General features: G+C 40.0%; 18 protein-coding genes and 1 pseudogene. 5 read left to right on the top strand and 14 right to left on the bottom strand.

The window, feature by feature from the left end; genetic code table 11:
- Positions 1 to 411: 411 nt before the first annotated feature.
- Positions 412 to 639 (top strand): DUF2949 domain-containing protein, encoded by a 228-nt coding sequence (locus PN450_RS10225; protein ID WP_015080442.1) that lies wholly within the window; start codon positions 412 to 414, stop codon positions 637 to 639.
- Positions 640 to 699: 60 nt separating this feature from the next.
- On the opposite strand, the gene PN450_RS10220 is transcribed toward PN450_RS10225, so the two are convergent.
- From PN450_RS10220 to trpC, 3 genes are all read right to left on the bottom strand, one after another.
- Entirely contained in the window at positions 700 to 1,851 is a 1,152-nt protein-coding gene (locus PN450_RS10220) for a pyridoxal-phosphate-dependent aminotransferase family protein (RefSeq protein ID WP_213710173.1), read from the bottom strand.
- A gap of 167 nt (positions 1,852 to 2,018) precedes the next feature.
- Positions 2,019 to 2,264, bottom strand: coding sequence for a DUF5340 domain-containing protein (locus PN450_RS10215; protein WP_015080444.1), 246 nt, complete (start codon positions 2,262 to 2,264; stop codon positions 2,019 to 2,021).
- A gap of 173 nt (positions 2,265 to 2,437) precedes the next feature.
- Positions 2,438 to 3,319: an indole-3-glycerol phosphate synthase TrpC gene (gene trpC / locus PN450_RS10210; RefSeq protein WP_148764227.1), complete on the bottom strand. Its 882-nt coding sequence runs from the start codon at positions 3,317 to 3,319 to the stop codon at positions 2,438 to 2,440.
- A gap of 30 nt (positions 3,320 to 3,349) precedes the next feature.
- Between trpC and PN450_RS10205 the strand changes: the two genes are divergently transcribed.
- Positions 3,350 to 3,601: a hypothetical protein gene (locus tag PN450_RS10205; protein WP_271836200.1), complete on the top strand. Its 252-nt coding sequence runs from the start codon at positions 3,350 to 3,352 to the stop codon at positions 3,599 to 3,601.
- An 86-nt stretch (positions 3,602 to 3,687) separates the two neighbouring features.
- Here PN450_RS10205 and lpdA read toward each other — a convergent pair whose 3' ends face one another.
- From lpdA to PN450_RS10180, 5 genes are all read right to left on the bottom strand, one after another.
- Entirely contained in the window at positions 3,688 to 5,118 is a 1,431-nt protein-coding gene (gene lpdA / locus PN450_RS10200) for a dihydrolipoyl dehydrogenase (protein ID WP_271836201.1), read from the bottom strand.
- Between the two features lie 132 nt (positions 5,119 to 5,250).
- On the bottom strand, positions 5,251 to 6,264 hold the full coding sequence (locus tag PN450_RS10195) for a hypothetical protein (protein ID WP_271836199.1): 1,014 nt from the start codon (positions 6,262 to 6,264) through the stop codon (positions 5,251 to 5,253).
- 25 nt (positions 6,265 to 6,289) lie between these two features.
- Positions 6,290 to 7,354 carry a hypothetical protein gene (locus PN450_RS10190; protein WP_271836198.1) on the bottom strand — a complete coding sequence of 355 codons (1,065 nt, stop codon included), beginning with the start codon at positions 7,352 to 7,354 and terminating at the stop codon, positions 6,290 to 6,292.
- Positions 7,355 to 7,573: 219 nt separating this feature from the next.
- A complete protein-coding gene (truB, locus tag PN450_RS10185; RefSeq protein WP_271836197.1) occupies positions 7,574 to 8,455 on the bottom strand; it encodes a tRNA pseudouridine(55) synthase TruB in 882 nt (293 codons plus the stop codon).
- Positions 8,456 to 8,540: 85 nt separating this feature from the next.
- Positions 8,541 to 10,301 carry an alpha/beta hydrolase gene (locus tag PN450_RS10180; RefSeq protein ID WP_271836196.1) on the bottom strand — a complete coding sequence of 587 codons (1,761 nt, stop codon included), beginning with the start codon at positions 10,299 to 10,301 and terminating at the stop codon, positions 8,541 to 8,543.
- 382 nt (positions 10,302 to 10,683) lie between these two features.
- On the opposite strand from PN450_RS10180, the gene PN450_RS10175 reads away from it, so the two are divergent.
- The 3 genes from PN450_RS10175 (at position 10,684) to PN450_RS10165 (ending at position 12,996) form a co-directional block, all read left to right on the top strand.
- Entirely contained in the window at positions 10,684 to 10,878 is a 195-nt protein-coding gene (locus PN450_RS10175; RefSeq protein WP_148764217.1) for a hypothetical protein, read from the top strand.
- Between the two features lie 187 nt (positions 10,879 to 11,065).
- On the top strand, positions 11,066 to 12,628 hold the full coding sequence (locus tag PN450_RS10170) for a serine hydrolase (protein WP_271836195.1): 1,563 nt from the start codon (positions 11,066 to 11,068) through the stop codon (positions 12,626 to 12,628).
- A gap of 95 nt (positions 12,629 to 12,723) precedes the next feature.
- Positions 12,724 to 12,996, top strand: a complete 273-nt coding sequence (locus PN450_RS10165; protein WP_271836194.1) for a ribbon-helix-helix domain-containing protein — start codon at positions 12,724 to 12,726, stop codon at positions 12,994 to 12,996.
- Here the strand turns inward: PN450_RS10165 and dprA are convergent.
- The 6 genes and pseudogenes from dprA to PN450_RS10135 form a co-directional block, all read right to left on the bottom strand.
- Positions 12,993 to 14,108 (bottom strand): DNA-processing protein DprA, encoded by a 1,116-nt coding sequence (gene dprA, locus PN450_RS10160; protein ID WP_213800391.1) that lies wholly within the window; start codon positions 14,106 to 14,108, stop codon positions 12,993 to 12,995. The two genes, PN450_RS10165 and dprA, sit on opposite strands and share 4 nt — an antisense overlap.
- Before the next feature lie 89 nt (positions 14,109 to 14,197).
- The gene (locus PN450_RS10155; protein ID WP_271836193.1) at positions 14,198 to 14,851 is read right to left on the bottom strand and encodes a DUF2301 domain-containing membrane protein; all 654 of its coding nucleotides are present in this window, start codon (positions 14,849 to 14,851) and stop codon (positions 14,198 to 14,200) included.
- Positions 14,852 to 14,920: 69 nt separating this feature from the next.
- The gene (locus PN450_RS10150; protein ID WP_271836192.1) at positions 14,921 to 15,649 is read right to left on the bottom strand and encodes an ABC transporter ATP-binding protein; all 729 of its coding nucleotides are present in this window, start codon (positions 15,647 to 15,649) and stop codon (positions 14,921 to 14,923) included.
- Between the two features lie 270 nt (positions 15,650 to 15,919).
- Positions 15,920 to 16,147, bottom strand: coding sequence for an indolepyruvate ferredoxin oxidoreductase subunit alpha (locus PN450_RS10145; RefSeq protein WP_271836191.1), 228 nt, complete (start codon positions 16,145 to 16,147; stop codon positions 15,920 to 15,922).
- A gap of 84 nt (positions 16,148 to 16,231) precedes the next feature.
- Complete coding sequence (locus tag PN450_RS10140; RefSeq protein WP_271836190.1) at positions 16,232 to 17,437, bottom strand: ATP phosphoribosyltransferase regulatory subunit; 1,206 nt, start codon at positions 17,435 to 17,437, stop codon at positions 16,232 to 16,234.
- Positions 17,437 to 17,769 (bottom strand): annotated as a pseudogene (locus tag PN450_RS10135) (tetratricopeptide repeat protein); the annotation flags it as partial. The pseudogene PN450_RS10135 and the gene PN450_RS10140, both read right to left, overlap by 1 nt.
- Positions 17,770 to 17,948 lie beyond the last annotated feature (179 nt).

The following is a 17,948-nucleotide window of genomic DNA, read 5'->3' as shown; positions in this document are numbered from 1 at the left end:
GCTGAATAAACCGAAAACCTAGATAGATTAAGAGTTTCCCGGTTAAAAAAGTGAATTAGGTGCAAGGAATAAGGATTGAAACCATTAAAAACCTATCACTTTCTGAAATTTGAGACTATTCTTCTCTCCTTCTAATTCTTCTTCCTGACTCGGTGACTCCTAGCCCTCACGAAAAGACTTTTTCAGCAAGCCCTAAATATTATCCTGATGGAACACATAAGTCACTGTATTAGGGATTTCCCCCGTGATTGTAAGTACCTTAGTTTAGTAGTACATTCATGTAGGTTAATACTTTACAAAAAAGGTTATTTAGAAATTTTTTTTATACAACCTTTAACTTTTATTTACTTACAACAATGTGACAAATAAAATACTGGTTATACAATACCCACAAAATTAGATAAGCAATCTATGATCATCAATTCTACTCAAGGAGGTAAGATACAAATGACACCATCAAGATATTCTCGGCTAATTAATTTTCTCCAAGAAGATTTGGCAATTTCCGCCGCTTCCCTAGCTGTAGCATTACGTAACCGTGATCAAGATCCTGGTTCTTTAACCATGACTCTTTGGCAATATGGCTTAATTACTCTAGAACAGTTAGAACAAATTTATGATTGGTTAGAGACTGCGTAACAGTTGACAATTGACAATTGACAATTATCAATTATCAATTATCAATTACCAACCTAATAACTATGAGGCAAAAACTTTTGCTGCTGCTGCTATACCAGCGCCGGGGGTGAAGTTTTCATGACCAACTTGTGGGAGGACAACTTCTAGGGAAGCGATACAGCTAAGAATATCTCTATCGCACACAAAACCCAGATGACCTATGCGGAAAATTTTATTACTCAGATGGTCTTGTCCACCTGCTAAAGCAATATCAAACCGTTTTTTCATCAAAGAGCGAATTTTATCTGTTTCGATGCCTGGTGTGGCTACAGCGGTAATGGCAGGACTGGCACATTCATCAGCAGCAAACAAAGATAAATTCAACGCCTTCATAGCCGCACGAGTAGCATTTTTTTGGCGTTCATGACGGGTAAAAATGGATTCTAATCCTTCCTTTTTCATCATTCCCAAGGTGGTATGTAGTGCCACCATTAAGTTGACGGGAGGAGTAAAGGGAGTGGTATTTTTAGCAGTGGCTTTCCGATATTTACCTAAATCTAAATAATACTTAGGCAATTTTGCGGTTTTATAAGCCTCCCAAGCTTTAGGACTGACAGAGACAAATCCTAAACCGGGGGGAATCATGTAACCTTTTTGTGAACCAGAAGCGACTACATCCAAACCCCAAGCGTCTACAGGGACATTGTAAGCCCCTAAACTGGTGACAGCATCCACAATAATTAAAGCCTCTCCATGTTCTTTAACGTGGCGGTTAATAGCTTCTAGGTCATTAATGACACCTGTTGAGGTTTCGCTGTGGGTGATAATGACAGCTTTGATTTCTTTGTTGGTATCAGCTTGGAGTTTAGTTGCAAATTGGGCTGGGTCTAAGGGTTGTCCCCATTCTGCGGTAACTGTTTCCACATTTAAGCCAAAAGCTTGACCAACTTCTACCCAACGTTCCCCGAATTTACCATTAGAGCCGACTAAAATGCGATCGCCTGGAGAAAGAAAATTAATCATTCCCGCTTCTACCGCACCCGTACCGCTGACGTTTAACATCAATACATCACTGGCGGTTTGATGTAGCCATTTGAGGTTTTCTGTCACCTCTGCCATCATGCTACTAAATTCACCGCTGCGGTGACCAATGGGGTGTTTAGCTAATGCTAGTAAAGCAGCTTCTGGAACTGGGGTAGGACCAGGAATCATCAGCATCAATTTATCGTCCATGTTTGTGTCCTAGTTGAAAATTTCAATACAATCCAAATTAACCGCTACAGGGGATAAAAACACAAAAAAAACCTACTAAAATTTTTCGTAGGAATGCCAGTTAAAAACTGTTAATTAACCCCGCTGTTGCAGGGCTGGGTTTTTGTTCAGGTGGAAATAGACATTCATCAGGAGCAATCCACTTTATCACCAAAATGATTAATAGACCAACGGTGATCAATGCTGAGAGAAGAAGATTGAAAACTTTCTTCTAGTCGCTTTTGTTGGGATGCAGCTTTTCGCATGGTAATAATCAGTTGATTAACTTGATTGCGGAGGTCTTGGTTTTGACCCAGAGAAGTCATGGTTTGTCTTTCTAAAAGTTGAAGTATAAGTTCGTAATGGATAGGAGAAGGTAAAGGAATTGGCTCCATGTAATTTATTGTGAAGTTGTAACTTAGGGATGTTTAATTTTTAATTTAGTTAAACTTTAGTTAACTCCAAATTAATTGTTACACAAGAAATAAATAATTGCAGTTATTCAGTCACAGGCTAGAGGAAAAATGAGGATGTAAACCCTTGTTTTATATGGCATTTAAGACTGTGATTAAGCAAAGAGATTGGCTATTGCTAATTGAGGATCTGGTTGTTTTACCAAGGATTCACCAATCAGTACAGCGGATGCACCTGCTTTTTTAACTACACTTAAATCCTCTGGGTGATGCAATCCTGATTCGCTGACCACAAGAATGTTTTTTGCTTGTAATTGTCCACCTCTATCTGTGAGTAATTGACAAGTTGTTTGTAAATCAACAGAAAAATCCTCCAAGTTGCGATTATTAATCCCGACTAAAGAAACATCATCTAAGGCTAACACCCGATCTAATTCTGCTAAATTATGCACTTCTATTAAAGCTGCCATTTTCAAGTTATTAGCAATTTTGATAAAGTATTGCAAATCTTGATCATTAAGAATTGCTGCTATTAATAAAACTGCATCTGCTCCATGAATTCGCGCCCAATACATTTGGTAAGGATAGATAATAAAATCCTTGCACAGTAAAGGTAAATCTACCGCTGAACGGACTAAGGATAGATTTTCAAAACTACCTTGGAAAAATTTAACATCTGTCAGCACAGAAAGACAACTAGCTCCACCTTTTTGATAAGATTGAGCGATCGCTACTGGGTCAAAATCCTCCCTAAATACCCCTTTACTGGGAGAAGCTTTTTTGACTTCAGCAATCAAAGCCGGATTAGTTTTACCTTGACGCAAAGCATTAACAAAATCACGAGTTGGTGGTGCTGATAGGGCTTGTGTTTGCAATTCCCGCAAAGGTAGCCTTTCTCGCATTTTCTCAACTTCTGTTTCTTTCTGCCAGACAATTTCCTCTAGAATATTATTTGGTGCAGCCCCTTCTATAGCGGATTGATACTGAAGTATAGAAATATTAATAACTGGGCTAGGTGAACGACGACGGATTTGCATATTTGTCAGTTGTCAGTTGTTAGTTGTTAGTTGTCAGTAGGGGCGAAGCATTTGGAAGATAAATTATCGGTCATTGCCAAAAATAGTTCTCCAAATGCTTCGCCCGTACAGTTGTCAATTGTTAGTTGTCAGTTGTCAGTAGGGGCGAAGCATTTGGAAGGTAAATTATCGCTCATTGCCAAAAATAGTTCTCCAAATGCTTCGCCCGTACAGTTGTCAATTGTCAATTGTCAGTTGTCAATTGTTAGTTGTCAGAACAATGTTCCAAATCTCATCAGCTAGTTTCTTAAGCTAATTGGTAAACTTGCAAATTCTCGAAGTTAGATTTTCGCCATTTATTCAACTGACCACTGACCACTGACCACTGACTAACTTACTAATGCCCGTTTGTAAGCTTCATCTAAAACTTCTGAAAGTGTTGGATGAGCGTGAACCAGGTAAGCAAGAGTTTGGATGGATTGACGATTAGCAATAGCGGCTGCGGCTTCGTGAATTAAATCCGAGGCGTGGGGACCAAAGATATGTACACCTAAGACATCGCCAGTATCTTTGCGATAAATTACCTTCGTCATTCCATCAGTATCATTTTCCGCCAAAGCCTTGGAATTACCTTTAAAGTAACTCTTACTGGTGGCGACTTCAAAACCTTGAGTTAATCCTAAAGCATGGGCGGCGGTTTCTGTTAAGCCCACATAACTAACTTCTGGATGGGTAAAAGCAGCCGCAGGAATGCTGCGATAGTCAACTGTTTTCTGACGACCCAAGATATTTTCTACAGCAATGATCCCTTGGGCAGATGCAGCATGAGCTAACATCATTTTGCCGGTAGCATCACCAATAGCCCAGAGATGGGGGATAACTTCCCCGTTGGCCAATACCGCCATATTATCATTGACAGGAATAAAATTGCGGCGGTCAAGTTCAACGCCAACGGATTCTAGACCAAGATTTTGGGTAGCGGGAACCCGACCGGTAGCGACTAAACAAGCGTCAACTTCGAGAACTTCTAAATCTTCTTTAGTTTCAAAGTCAGCCAACTCAATGACTACTGGTGAACCAGGAATGACTTTTTTGGCGTAAATACCGACTTTGGTTTCAATATCGCGGGGGTTAATTAAAACCCGTTCTGCCAGTTTAGCAATATCCCGATCAAATCCTGGCATTAACTCACTGAGGGCTTCAATTAAGGTAATTTCACAACCTAAAGCCGAGTAAACATCAGAAAATTCTAAGCCGATATAACCGCTACCAATAATCGCCACCCACTTGGGTAGAGTTTCTAATTTAACGCCTTGGTCACTGGTAAATACAGTTTTGCCGTCTACTTCAATTCCAGGGGGAACGAAGGGGACAGAACCAGGGGAAAGGATGATATTTTGGGCGGTGATGGTTTTCTCACCTTTATCTGTGACGATGGTAACTTTTTGTGTCCCAGATACCTTGCCCCAACCTCGGATAATCTCAACTCCCAAGCGTTTGAGACTGTTGGTTAAGTCCCCTTGAATTTTGGAGACGAGATTGTTAGCATGATCAGCGATCGCTTGCCGTTCAAACTCGACATTGCCAATCTGTATTCCCAAAGACTTGAGATGATGGGCATTACGTAATTCCCTCACCTTTCCTGAAGCCGCGAGTAATGCCTTAGAAGGAATACAACCCCTGTTTACACAAGTTCCTCCCATATCTCCAGCTTCAATAATTGCTGTTTTCTGACCGCAACTGATAGCGTGTAAAGCAGCACCATGACCACCCACACCAGCGCCGATAATCACTAAATCGTAATCAAATCCAGGACTCACTTTTATTTCCCCGTTATCTTCGCCTATTATCAACTTAACTTTTTTATGTAACTTTCTCAAATTAACAAAAAATAACGGAGAAGCTCTTGTGTCTCCCCGTTATTTTCTGTTAATGTGTGATTGGGCTTGAGATTAGTTGACCGCTGTTCTCAATTCTTTTAGCGCTTGACCAATTGCCACAAAATCTTGGCTTTGTGAAAGCGCTTGCAAAGTCACCGGACTACTTTGTTGAATAATCTGGTTGTAAGTATTAATAGCATTATTCAACTGGTTAATATCTACATCCGCATTTCCTTGATTGGGTACAATCCTACTGAGGATTACTCTTAAGTTATTTCCTAAGTCTGTATTAACACCTGCATTAGTTAGGAAATTTGTCAAGTTATCAGATGCGGTCTGTCCAATTGATCCGCCTTGCAAGAGGGCTACTAAAACTCCAGAATTGTTGCTATTTAATAGGTTAAAAGCAGCCTCATTTAGTTTTCTCTGAACGCTTCTTATGCCAATCCTCATTGTCTTTCCGGCTCGTGTGCGGATGATGCGAATAGAAGATGCTCTAGGTATAAGAGTTTCTCCAGAACCTGAAGGATTCTGATCATTTCCTTCATTATTATTGCCACCATTGTCGGCATTGTTAGCTGTCTCTTCACCAGCACCACTCTGACCACCAGCGTTCCCGCCACTAGCACTGGTATTCTCGTCGGGATTACCATTGTTGGCTGTCTCTTGATCAGCGCCACTCTGACCGCCAGCGTTGCCGACACTAGGACTGGTATTATCATCGGGATTACCATTATTAGCTGTCCCGTTGCCAGCGCCACTCTGACCGCCAGCGTTGCCGACACTGGGATTAGAATTAGTATTACCATTAGAGCCAGTAGTTCCACCGCCACTCTGACCACCAGCAGTTCCGACACTGGGATCGGGGTTGGAAATAGTATTACCACTGGTGCTAGTGTTGCCACCGCCACTCATGCCACCAGCAGTCCCCACACTAGGACTCGTATTAACTGGTCCAGGAGCGCCACTCATACTCCCGGCTGTACCCAGACTGGGCGAAGTTTGGGCTGAGCTAGAGGTCTGCCAATTGAGCGCCAATAGGGGAGTGAGACTGAGGGCAAGAATAAAAGTTCTGATTTTTAACATGGTGATTTTCTCAAAATTGAAGTGTTTATTTAGGTAAGAAATTGAATCCATAGCCTACACTTAGAACAAAGACTGTGCCGCCTTGGCTAGTATCAGTAAGATCCGCGCCGACGGCATTAATGGTCAAGGGAATAGTAGATATAGGTACGAAAGAAGCCCCAACATTTAAACCAACTCCACTCCAGCCCATACCCACACCTATTTGGGGATGAACTTGTACCCCAACTCCAGCAAATACACCTGTACTTGCATCACCTGTGCGGAAATCACCACCACCGGCTCCTACGGAAAAGGAGATGGGCATTTTATTAACAGTATCCTTAGGCTTTAATAGGGAGTAACTTGTGACCACACCATAGACACCGGAAGGTCTCACTGTTTCTCCACCACCAACGTGCGATGCAAAAGTTCTCCAGCCAGCAGCCGCGGCTATTTGAGTGTTGTTTTTAGCATAGATAATGCGGTTGGCTTTGAGGTCAAAAGTTCCATTTGCACCAAAACTCTTGATACTGCCAATGTTATAGCCAAGTTCTAGACCGATTAGTTTCCGGGCATCTCCTAACCCAAAACCCATACTAATACTCCCGTCTGGTTGAGTTCTAGCTTTACCGGTGGTTGCTGCGGATGCCCCTATAAAAACGTCACCCCAGGTAGCTCCAAAGGCGCTTGGCGTAGCAAAGGTAAGTGAAGGAGAGTAAGTACGTTTGGGTGGAATTACTTTGACAAGGGGATCAACTAATAAATCTTGGCGTAATTTATCAGCATCAATTTGACTGTTATTGACAGGGACTGGAGTCTCTGTTTGAGCAATGATCCCTGCTTCTTTTTGCTCAAACAGAGATTTAACCTTCTGCCTTGATTCTACGTTTTTCGCTAACACCTCTTGCAGATCCGGTAAGTTAGTTTTTAAGGCGGCTTGATTAGTTATTAATTCCTTACTGCTATGGGTTTTAGACGCTATCTCATCTGTTGCATAAGCAGGGGTAACTGAAAGAGTGGTGGTAGCCCATATATAGCCTAACAAAGTTGTACCTATGAACTTTAGCCAATTTAGGCGTAATAACATACATAAAAGTTTTACTTTTCTCAAAATTTACTCCTCACAACGGTTATATGCACCCGAATGTATATTAGAGTAATTCCCAAAAAAGAGTCATGTACAGGATGAATTGTGCTATTTTTGTGAATTTGTCGTGAATTTATCAGGAGAATTATGAACTTATAAGGAGAATGCCAAAAACCCTTCCAGGTTAATTGAATTGACAACTCCTTACAGCAGTTCTTTCTTTAATTTATAATTGCTTAATTTTTAATTTGGATATTCATAAAACACCATTTGGGGAACTAATAAATCATTGGTTAATTTCCCAATTCCTAAAAAATTGGTTTGGGTTTCATAAACTCGCACAAAGTCGGGAATATCAAGATTGAGGGAAATTTTTTGACCTTGACACCATCTTTTGGCTGATTCTGCTGGTAAATTTAGGGATTTTAGGTGATGTAATGGTGCGTCTGGGGATATGGGTTGAAATGTGCCGTTTTCGATTTCGGTGGCTAAATCTGTGAAGCTGAGACTGGTTTGAAGCTGAAAACTGCTGCTTTCTGTGCGAATTAGGGCAGATAGAGTGCCACCTGTGTTTAATATTGTACCTAAATCACGAGCGATCGCACGAATATATGTTCCCGAACCACAGGATATGGCTAGATCTAATTCTGGAAAATCTCCATCTCGCCAATCTAACACCTGAATTTGGGAAATTTCGACTGTTCGCAGGGGAACTTCAACTTTTTCCCCTTTCCGCGCTAAATCATATAAGCGTCGGCCATCAACTTGAATGGCGCTGTAGCTGGGGGGGGTTTGCTCAATTTTACCGATAAACTGGGAAAGGACGGTTTTGATATTCTCCAAATCCAATCCTGGACAGGGTACAGAGGTAATAATTTCCCCTTCTAAATCATCTGTAGTAGTTTGTATCCCCAGCCGAACAGTGGCTTGATAAGCCTTTTCTCCTGGTAAATATTGTAATAATCTGGTGGCTTTACCCAAGGCTATTGGTAATACTCCGGTAGCTTTGGGGTCTAAAGTTCCTGCGTGTCCGACTCGTTTCATGTTCAGTAATTTTCGGACTTTGGCTACGCAGTCATGAGAAGTCCAGTCAAATGGTTTGTTTAAATTGAGAAAGCCTTGCACAATTTTAGATTTTAGAGTTGAGATCTTTGTATTTTCACACAAATAGGAAATAGGAGATCCCAGACTTCTTGAAGAAGTCGGGGATTTAAATCAAATGCAATAGGGAAATACCGATACCCAGCAGCCAAAATCCAAAATGGACGATGGTATGAGAAAGTCTTTTTTTAACGGGGTTGGTTTCTGGGAAATGCTCACCTAAAGTTGGTGCTATTTTGAGATAATCAAGAGACTGGACAAGATTTAAACCGAGAGACTGACTAGAAATACTTTCAGCATAGGCGGCGTTAAGATAGGAAAGATATTCTAGTTTTTCGGCTATATAGGTTTGGAAGAAAGGTAAACTCAAAGCATTGATATAATCATGAGCTTGAGAAGCATCACCGATCATATCTGTTGGTAATGCCATTTGTGTACTGTCAGGATTGCTATTCCCAATGGTGGAAAAATGCGTACCACCAAGTAGCATGACTAAATATTTCTGGGGATGAGTAATCCAAGAAAAAGGGACAATTTGCTCATATAAGGCTGGGGCAACCGTATCTTCACTGCTACCAATGATCATGATTGGGGTGTGAATTTGGCTTAAACCGGCTTGTCCAAAAATAGAACTGGTGATGGGATTAACAGCGATCGCTGCTCTGATTCTGGTATCTTGTAAGTTGTACTCTTGTCCTGACTGGTTGGGCAATTCTAAAGCTTGACATTGCAACAGTAAAGACATATTCCAAGTATTTCGCAATTTGTCGTGATCACAGTCTGCTTGTAGTTGTTGAAAGTTAATTTTTGCCCCTGCTAAAGCTAAGGCAGTATAACCTCCTAATGACTGTCCAAATATGCCTACTTGTTGTAAGTTAAATCGGTGCTGAAATTGTGAATCTGACTCTAATTGATCTAAAATATATTTGATATCTAAAGGTCTATCTTTAAATTCATTGGGGTGCGTGACTTGATTGCTATTACCCTTAATTAAAGATTGTAATTGTTGAGTATTACTACCAGGATGATTGGGAATAACTACAGCAAAACCATTTGTAACTAAATGATTTGCTAAATAACGAAAATTACTACTATCCAAACCTAAGCCATGGGAAATAACAACTACAGGGGCAGGATTTTGGGTATTAGGAATATATATATCTGTGGATAAATGTCTATTTCTTGAAGAGTCAAAAAACTTGATTGTTTGTGTTCTTGCTAAAAGATTGGGTTGATTTGGCAATTTTGGGAATGGTGACAAATTAGCTTGGGAGATTTTAGCAGCTTCTAATTTTGATGTTTGGATTAATGCGGAAATAGTTTTTTCAGTTTCGCTGATCATTTTCTCCAATTCATCAGCAATTTTCATGCTGGAAACCATATCAATTTTAATATTATTTTGAGGATATTTACGTAATAAATTTAATAAATTCAATCCTTCCGGTTCAGCCGCAGCGGCAATTAAGGCTGTGCGTAATGACTGAGATCCAAATTTTGGATAATGGGATTTGGTTTTAATTAATTCTGCTAATCTTTGTAAGATAAATTTCCCTTGTTGGGTGTCAAGAAATTGGGCAGCTACAGCCGGACTAATTTTCAGCGGCTGCATTAAAATCTTCCTTACTTCTGGCAGTTTGTTTTTGGGAATATATTGATAATATCCGGCTAAATCTGGATTAATTATTCCATATTTAGCATAGCTTTCTAAGGCACTAATGGGGATAGAAATTTCTAGTGCTGAATAAGAAGCATGAATTTGTTCTGCTGCCATAACAGAGTCACTTATCCCAAATGTTGGCAGCAATATGGATAAAATCAGTGATAGGAAATTCCTTTTCAGGGTGCTGCCCCAATTACCAAACATATTCATCGCTTAACTTTTGTGGTGATGTTGTTGAGCGAGGCTCAAATTTTGGTAGTTATTTAAACACCCTGTTAACCAATTTAAAATAATGCCTATGACAAGCTACGCAAACAAATTTAAGACTGGTTTAAATGAGGTTGCTGCTAATTAATTACTAGGACTTCTTGTAAGATCATAATAAATACAGAAATTATCTACATCAGTATTTATTATGTGTCATTTCTGATTAATAAAATCTAAATAATGCTAATTAATCCTATTAATTAGATTTCTTTAATGCCATAGATGTCAAACCCATAACAATTGAGAATGCACTAATAATTAAATCCCACTAATCCGAACTTTGAAATATCATTGATCATGACTAAATTAGACCAATCATTTTGACATGATATTCAAGTACCAGGAATACTTAATTACTTCTGGCTGTTGGCTAGGAGTCCGGGTAATATTAATTTTAGATACCTCAGCAATTAAAAATCAAAACTTGAAAATGAATAAAGATATCTGTGGTAAGGCTTCTAGTAGTTTTGATTATGCAAATTGTCTGCATGGCAATTTTAATTTACATAATTTCATGTAAATCTTCTTACTGTTGACTAACCGCAATATTAAAAACGCCAATTTGGGTTATCATGTACCTAACTGATTACCCAAAAAGATAAATATAAAGTAGACTAGACACAAAAATGCTACTTAGTCCCAAAAGGTAAACTGAGTATCAAGGTGCATAAATTTACAATCTGGGTCCAGGGTGACAAGGAGTAGCTATGTCAGAAACGAGTGACAAACTCATACCTATATCACAAAGGCAACCTGTACAGCGTCGCCGGCGTAAACGTCCAGTCTCCAAGACAGGACAGAAAAAAGTTATCAATCAGCCGGCAGTTTCTAGCCCAAGAGAAGCGGCAGCATTGGCTTGTATAAATAATCATATCAGTTCTGCGCCTATCCCGTCTGGGGGGCGAAGACCAGCATCACGGAAGATGATGCCCCCAGGTGTTAAACCCGTCCCTACGGTCAAGAAGAATACTCAAATTTCGCCACCGGGGAATGTGAGATTAAAGACGGTACCCATGGAAAAGCCGAAAATAGCCAGAAAAGGATCACGCAAGACCAGGTTAAAACCCATGGCTAGAACCATGTTATATGCCTTGCGGTTGTTGATTGTCGGGGTGGGTGTCGGTGCGATTGTGGGTACGTTGTTGTCATTCCTAGACCCTGCTAATCGCATTAATTCAGTTGTGTCGATAGCTCAAACTACAACTTCTCAAAAATCACCTCAAAGCTCTAATACAAGCTTATATCTGGCTCAGGAAATTACTCCTTTAAAAAATTCTTTGCAAACTCTCACCACCGCTAATTCTGATTTGATACCAGGGGTGTTTTTATTAGATTTAGATAATGGTGGTTATATAGATATTAATAGTAATATAAGTTTTGCTGCGGCCAGCACGATTAAAATCCCGATTTTGATTGCTTTTTTCCAGGATGTGGATGAGGGTAAAATCCGCCTGGATGAAATGTTGATTTTGCAAAAGGAGATGATTGTCGGGGGTTCGGGAAATATGCAATATCAACCCACAGGCAGCAAATACACGGCTCTTGATGTGGCTACGAAGATGATTACAATTAGCGACAATACAGCCACGAATATGCTGGTCGCTAAATTGGGTGGACAAGAGGCGTTAAATGGGCGTTTTCGCAGTTGGGGACTGATAACGACGATGATTCGTAATCCTCTCCCGGATTTAGAAGGGACTAATACTACTAGTCCGCGAGAATTGGGGAATTTGATCTCGATGGTGAATCAAGGTAATATGGTGAGTATGCGATCGCGTGATTTAATTCTTAATATCATGAGTCGCACTGAACGAGATAATCTTTTACCTGCTGGCTTAGGAAAAGGCGCAAATGCTTATCATAAAACAGGTGACATTGGTACTATGTTGGCAGATGCGGGGTTGATTGATGTCCCGACAGGTAAGCGTTATATTGCCGCTATCATGGTAAAACGTCCCAATAATGATCCTCGCGCTGCAAAATTAATTAGTTCTATTTCTAGCGCTGCTTATCAACATTTTAGCCAAGCTACAGTCACACCCAGCAATCCAACAAATAATCAACCAGTTACTCAACCAATAACTCAACCAATAACTCCACCTATTTCTAATTATCAACCACCTGTTCCTCCTTTGATTCAGCAACCAATTCAACCACCACTGATGAATCCTACTATGCCTAATGGGATGGTTAATAATATGCCTGTAGGTAGTTATCCACCGCCTGTGATGACTCCACAATTGACTCCGCAATATTATCCACAACAATAAATAATTCCAAAAATAATTCAAAATTCGGTGTTGCAGAAAATGTGGGTTTATTGTTAGAACAGCGTTAAGGCTATCTATCAGATGGAGAATACATTATGAATATTCAAATTAAACCTGAAACAGAGGAATTAATACAAGCTTATATTGACACGGGGCGATTTGAAAATATAGAAGATGCAGTAAATGAGGCTTTTAGTTTGCTGCTGGACAGAGAAAGAAGACTGGAGGAACTACGGGGAAAAATAGCGGTAGGAACTGAACAGATTAAGAATGGACAAGTAACAGATGGTGAGGTAGTTTTTGCTATACTACAAGCAAAAATTAAACTTGTTTGCGTAAATTTTATAACTTTCTCACCATTATTTTAACATTTTTGATATCGCATTCCTGGAAGTTGGGTAATTAAACCCATGAGTTCTAATTGTAATAAAGAACTAGAAACTAAAGCCGCATTCATACCTGTTTTTTGAATTATAAAATCAAAAGATAAAGCATCAATAGTTAAAGTATCTATGACTTGTTGTAATTCTGGTGGTAAGTTAGGAGGAGGGGATTTAATTATAGTAGTTTCTATATCTATTTGGGGAATCGCACCCAACAGGGTTAATAGTTCACTGAGTTCTTGATTAATTAAACCTGCACCTTGACTAATTAATTTTAAACAACCTTGGGATGGTTGATCATCAATTCTTCCTGGTAATGCGTAAACATCTCGACAAAATTCATTCGCATAAGTAGCTGTGATTAAAGCACCAGATTTTATTCCTGCTTCTATGACTAATACCGCACGACTTAAACCGGCAATGATGCGATTTCGACGGGGAAAATGGGTGCGGTTTGGTGTGGTTTTCGCGGGATATTCACTAATTACTATTCCAGATGTCAAAATCTGTTTATATAAACTTTGATTTTTATAGGGATAAATAACATCTACTCCTGTTCCCACAACTGCGATTGTTCTTCCTCCGGCTTTCATTGCTGCTGCGTGACTTTCGGTGTCTATTCCTTCGGCCATTCCAGAAACAACGGTAAAACCATTTTTGGCTAATGCGGTACTAATTTGACGCGTCCATTTAATTCCGTATTCTGTGGGTTGACGAGTTCCCACAATTCCCACTAAGGGTTTTTGTCCTGAATTTTCCTGTAAATCAACTTCTCCCCGATAGTACAATAATGGGGGTGGACTGGGGATTTCTCGCAGTAATTGGGGATATTCTGAGTCTGCTGGTGTCCAGAAATGGGGGTTTATTTGTTGGTGTTGAATGAGGAGTTGTTCTGGGTTTAAACGGGATTTTTGTTGAACAACTTTTTCTAATGTTTGAAATCCGAAACCTTCAACTTTTCGTAATTCTCCAGGACTGGCTTTCCAAGCTGTTTCTAAATTACCAAAGTGCTGTTGTACTCTTTGTAGTAATATCGGACCAATTCCCGAAATTTGTGACCAGGCTAACCAATATTTACGTTCTTCTGGATTTGACATACGAAATTAAGATTTTTAGAATGATTTAACGCAGATAAACGCAGATGGACGCGGATGAATACGGATGATTTTTATTCTGTGCAATTAGATTAAACTTTTGCTAAATGTTGATTTTTTAAATAATCAAATACTGATTTATCCCCAATGTCGGGAGGAATGGGTTGGATAACTTTTCTCACAGCAAATATTAAAAAGAAAATTGCCCAAGTTCCTAATAAAATCTGTTCTGCTGGTGTTGATAAAATTCCGGTTAAATGCCCTAATAATAGTAAGGGAACAAGGGGAGTTAAGATTTTAGTTTCTAAACGATGAAAACAAAAACCTTCTTTGAAAAAAATTCCTGTCAAAGCTGCAAAGGTAAAACCAATTCCTAGTATGGTTAGGGGTTGATTATAAATAGTAATTGCAAATGCTTGACTATCACTATGTCCAAAAATAAAGGCACAAATGCTGCCAATTATCCAAAAAACTTGGAGAATGCGGTGCAAAGATGCCATGTAAATATGAATAGTTAATAAACTAACTCCAAGTGCAATACTAAAACAGGTGTAGAGAGGGGTCAGGGCGGCAATTGCAGCGGGTTGGGGATAGAATAGGACTAAACCGCTACCAATGGCAAAACACAGGGCTGCTATCGTTAACCCTGCCCGATAAATTATCACACTTTGGCGATCGCTCTGAGTAATTGTAAATTCCCCAAATTGACCTTGATATATTTCCGGTAATATTGTTTGTGTCGTCATAAATAGTATATTCCTAGGATGTTTTAGATCCCCGACTTATTGAAGAAGTCGGGGATCTTGTTTTTGTTTTCAATGTCCCTTTCCAGCACCTAAATATAATTCTCCTACTTTTGGATCATTTAATAATTCTCTACCTGGTCCTGACATAGCATCTTTCCCTGATTCTAGCACATAACCACGATCTGCCATCTCTAAGGCTTTTCTGGCATTTTGTTCGACTAAAACTATCGCAGTTCCTGATGCTTTGATTTGTTTAATTTGCTCAAATACTTGAGTTACCAAAATGGGAGATAATGCGGCGGAAGGTTCATCTAAAAGCAGTAAACTGGGTTCTAACATTAATGCTTTTCCCATTGCTAACATTTGCCTTTCTCCACCGGAAAGAGTTCCCGCGCGTTGACGACGGCGATCGCTCAATCGGGGAAACATGGTGTATATTTTATCTTTAAGCGGTTTCAATGGAATATTCCTAACAAAAGCCCCCATTTCTAAGTTTTCATCTATGGTTAAAGATGGAAAAACATTAGCAATTTGGGGAACATAAGACATTCCTTTGGCGACAATTTGATTTGATTTTAAACCAATTAAATTTTTCTCTTTAAAGGTAATAGTTCCAGTATGAGGTGTTAAAAGTCCAAAAATAGTTTTTACTAAGGTGGATTTACCTGCACCATTGGGACCAATGACTGTGACCAATTCTCCCGGTGCAATGTGAAAGTTGACACCTTGCAAAATATCTACATCTTTAATATATCCAGCGTGGACATTTTCTACTTTTAATAAATAGTTATTAGTCATTTGTGATTAGACATTTGTAGGGATTTGGTAATGCTTACTCCTGTCAACTGAAGCTTAAAATAGCTTATCTGTTAGCTGACCTACCCGCCCGGAAATAAATTTCCGGTCTTATAGCTAAAGTGCGTTAAAACGCACTCTAATTACCTAAAAATCAACCTTCATGTTTTCAATTGAAGAAATAAGGACACAATAGTCGGTTTTAACCGACTTTAGCTATAAGACAGGGAATTTATTCCCTGGATTCTGGATTCTAGATTCTGGAACTTCTGACTATGCTGTGATTTTTTGCAATTCTGGTCTTTCTTCTGGTAAAATCGCCTCTTCCACTGGGCAAACTTGCAGACAGATGCCACAATCTATACAGGTAGCGAAGTCAATCCAGTACCAATCTGTACCTTTAACGTTTTTCCCTGGACCCTCATGAATACAAGCTACAGGACAAGCACTTACGCAGTCAGCAACACCTTCACAAACGTCTGTAACAATGGTATGTGGCATTTTTTCCGATTCCCTCTTTTTTGTCAGTCTCTCTTGTTCTACTCCTGTAGGGGTTTAGTATTGCTAAACCCCTACAACTCCTTTTTAACATCCTGCTTCGATGGTATGTGAGCCATCGGCTTTAATCCAAGCAATTTGGGCAATGTTGCGATCGCTTGCATATTGACGAATCGCCTCTGCGTCCCTATCTCCTAAGTCTATTTCTACTCTAATTAAATCAGGAGAATTACGTAATTTCTCAGCATAGGCAAAAGCCGCAGCTTCAGCGCCGGGGGTTTCTGGGACGACTAACCAATTACTAGCGGGGATATCCTGGGGTAGTTGCTGATTTAATAGGAGAATTTGGTATAAATCATCAATATTCAGTTCAAAGCCGATACCGGGAATATTTTCTTTTTGGGGATGATATAAACCTAGTAATTGGTCATAACGACCACCACTTCCTAAAATCTGTGCTTGGGAATTTGTCTCACTAACTACTTCAAAAACAATGCCTGTGTAGTAGTCAATAGTTTGAATTAGGCTCAAATCAAGGATTAAAGGAAATTTGCCGTCTAGTAATGCTACTAGGGATTTGAGGTTATTTATTGCCTCATGCTGGTCTGGTTCTAGATGTAAACTGCTGACTTTTTCTAAAACCTCTCGACTATCACCCCGCAAATCCAACATAATTTTAGCGCGTTGGCGGAGTTCTTCGCTCAAAGGTAAGGTATCAATAGCTATACTATCCAAGTTAGCGATCGCCTTGCGGACTTGATTTCTGATTTCCGGGGGAAAAGCATTGAGGAGGGAGCGTGTAATTCCCGCTTCCCCCAAAATTAACCGCCACCCTTGTAAACCCAATGCTGTTAAACAATCTGCGACTAATAGCAATACTTCCGCATTGGCTAATAATCCCCCCGCACCCAGTAACTCCACCCCAGCTTGATAATACTCTTGCTGACGATTATGGCGGCCTTCCCAATTACGGCGGAAAACATTAGCGTTGTAATATAGTCGCTGGGGATAGGTCGCATCTGTCATGCGAGTCACCACTGTGCGGGCGATAGAGGCAGTCAATTCTGGACGCAATCCCAATTCTTCATTTTGACTATTTTGGAGTTGAATCACCATGGGACGCTGAATTGCTTCACCTGCCATGAGGGTATCCATTCGTTCCAGAGTTGAGGTGATAATCCTGTGATATCCCCAACGTTGAAATACTTGTTCTAATCTATCTTCAATCCAGCGTTTTTGCGCCACATCTAAAGGTAGTAGATCTCTTGCTCCCGCTGCTGGTTGATACACCATTATTTTTTCTTCCCACCAAACAAACCACCAAACAAACCACTTTTTCCAGACTTATCTGGTTGCTTCTCTTCAGTTTTAGAAGCGGAACTCCCTTGAGAACCACTGTTTCTAATTCCTAAAGCTTGATCTACCTTGGGTTTCCATTCCAAAGCGATTTTTTCATTAGGATCTATTTTCAGGGCATTATCAAAGTGAATTTTTGCCATTTTCAGTTGATTTTGCCGTAAATATACCATTGCGATTAAACTATGGCAACGACTATTTTTCGGCTCTAACTTTAGGGCTTCCTGTAATTCTACTTTGGACTGGGACAATTGGTTTGTTTCTAGTAGTCTGTCAAATTTATTTTGGCAGGTTTTTGGTTGGTAGTGCGGGCATCTTGCCCGCGTGAGGGTCTCGCTCAGACTACAGCGTGAGGGTCTCGCTCAGACTACAGCGTGAGGGTCTCGCTCAGACTACAGCGTGAGGGTCTCGCTCAGACTAGAGCGTAAGCGAGACGCTCAGACTACAG

The organism is Dolichospermum lemmermannii CS-548 (assembly GCF_028330815.1).
GTDB lineage: Bacteria > Cyanobacteriota > Cyanobacteriia > Cyanobacteriales > Nostocaceae > Dolichospermum > Dolichospermum lemmermannii.
Note: the sequence above shows the minus strand (reverse complement) of the source record. Positions and strands in the feature narration are given on the sequence as shown.

What these genes read in the sequence shown, in the direction of transcription:
- PN450_RS10225 (WP_015080442.1), top strand. Translation starts at nt 412, where the DNA reads ATGATCATCAATTCTACTCAAGGAGGTAAGATACAAATGACACCATCA.
- PN450_RS10220 (WP_213710173.1), bottom strand. Translation starts at nt 1,851, where the DNA reads ATGGACGATAAATTGATGCTGATGATTCCTGGTCCTACCCCAGTTCCA.
- PN450_RS10215 (WP_015080444.1), bottom strand. Translation starts at nt 2,264, where the DNA reads ATGGAGCCAATTCCTTTACCTTCTCCTATCCATTACGAACTTATACTT.
- trpC (WP_148764227.1), bottom strand. Translation starts at nt 3,319, where the DNA reads ATGCAAATCCGTCGTCGTTCACCTAGCCCAGTTATTAATATTTCTATA.
- PN450_RS10195 (WP_271836199.1), bottom strand. Translation starts at nt 6,264, where the DNA reads ATGTTAAAAATCAGAACTTTTATTCTTGCCCTCAGTCTCACTCCCCTA.
- PN450_RS10180 (WP_271836196.1), bottom strand. Translation starts at nt 10,301, where the DNA reads ATGAATATGTTTGGTAATTGGGGCAGCACCCTGAAAAGGAATTTCCTA.
- PN450_RS10175 (WP_148764217.1), top strand. Translation starts at nt 10,684, where the DNA reads ATGATATTCAAGTACCAGGAATACTTAATTACTTCTGGCTGTTGGCTA.
- PN450_RS10170 (WP_271836195.1), top strand. Translation starts at nt 11,066, where the DNA reads ATGTCAGAAACGAGTGACAAACTCATACCTATATCACAAAGGCAACCT.
- PN450_RS10165 (WP_271836194.1), top strand. Translation starts at nt 12,724, where the DNA reads ATGAATATTCAAATTAAACCTGAAACAGAGGAATTAATACAAGCTTAT.
- dprA (WP_213800391.1), bottom strand. Translation starts at nt 14,108, where the DNA reads ATGTCAAATCCAGAAGAACGTAAATATTGGTTAGCCTGGTCACAAATT.
- PN450_RS10155 (WP_271836193.1), bottom strand. Translation starts at nt 14,851, where the DNA reads ATGACGACACAAACAATATTACCGGAAATATATCAAGGTCAATTTGGG.
- PN450_RS10150 (WP_271836192.1), bottom strand. Translation starts at nt 15,649, where the DNA reads ATGACTAATAACTATTTATTAAAAGTAGAAAATGTCCACGCTGGATAT.
- PN450_RS10145 (WP_271836191.1), bottom strand. Translation starts at nt 16,147, where the DNA reads ATGCCACATACCATTGTTACAGACGTTTGTGAAGGTGTTGCTGACTGC.
- PN450_RS10140 (WP_271836190.1), bottom strand. Translation starts at nt 17,437, where the DNA reads ATGGTGTATCAACCAGCAGCGGGAGCAAGAGATCTACTACCTTTAGAT.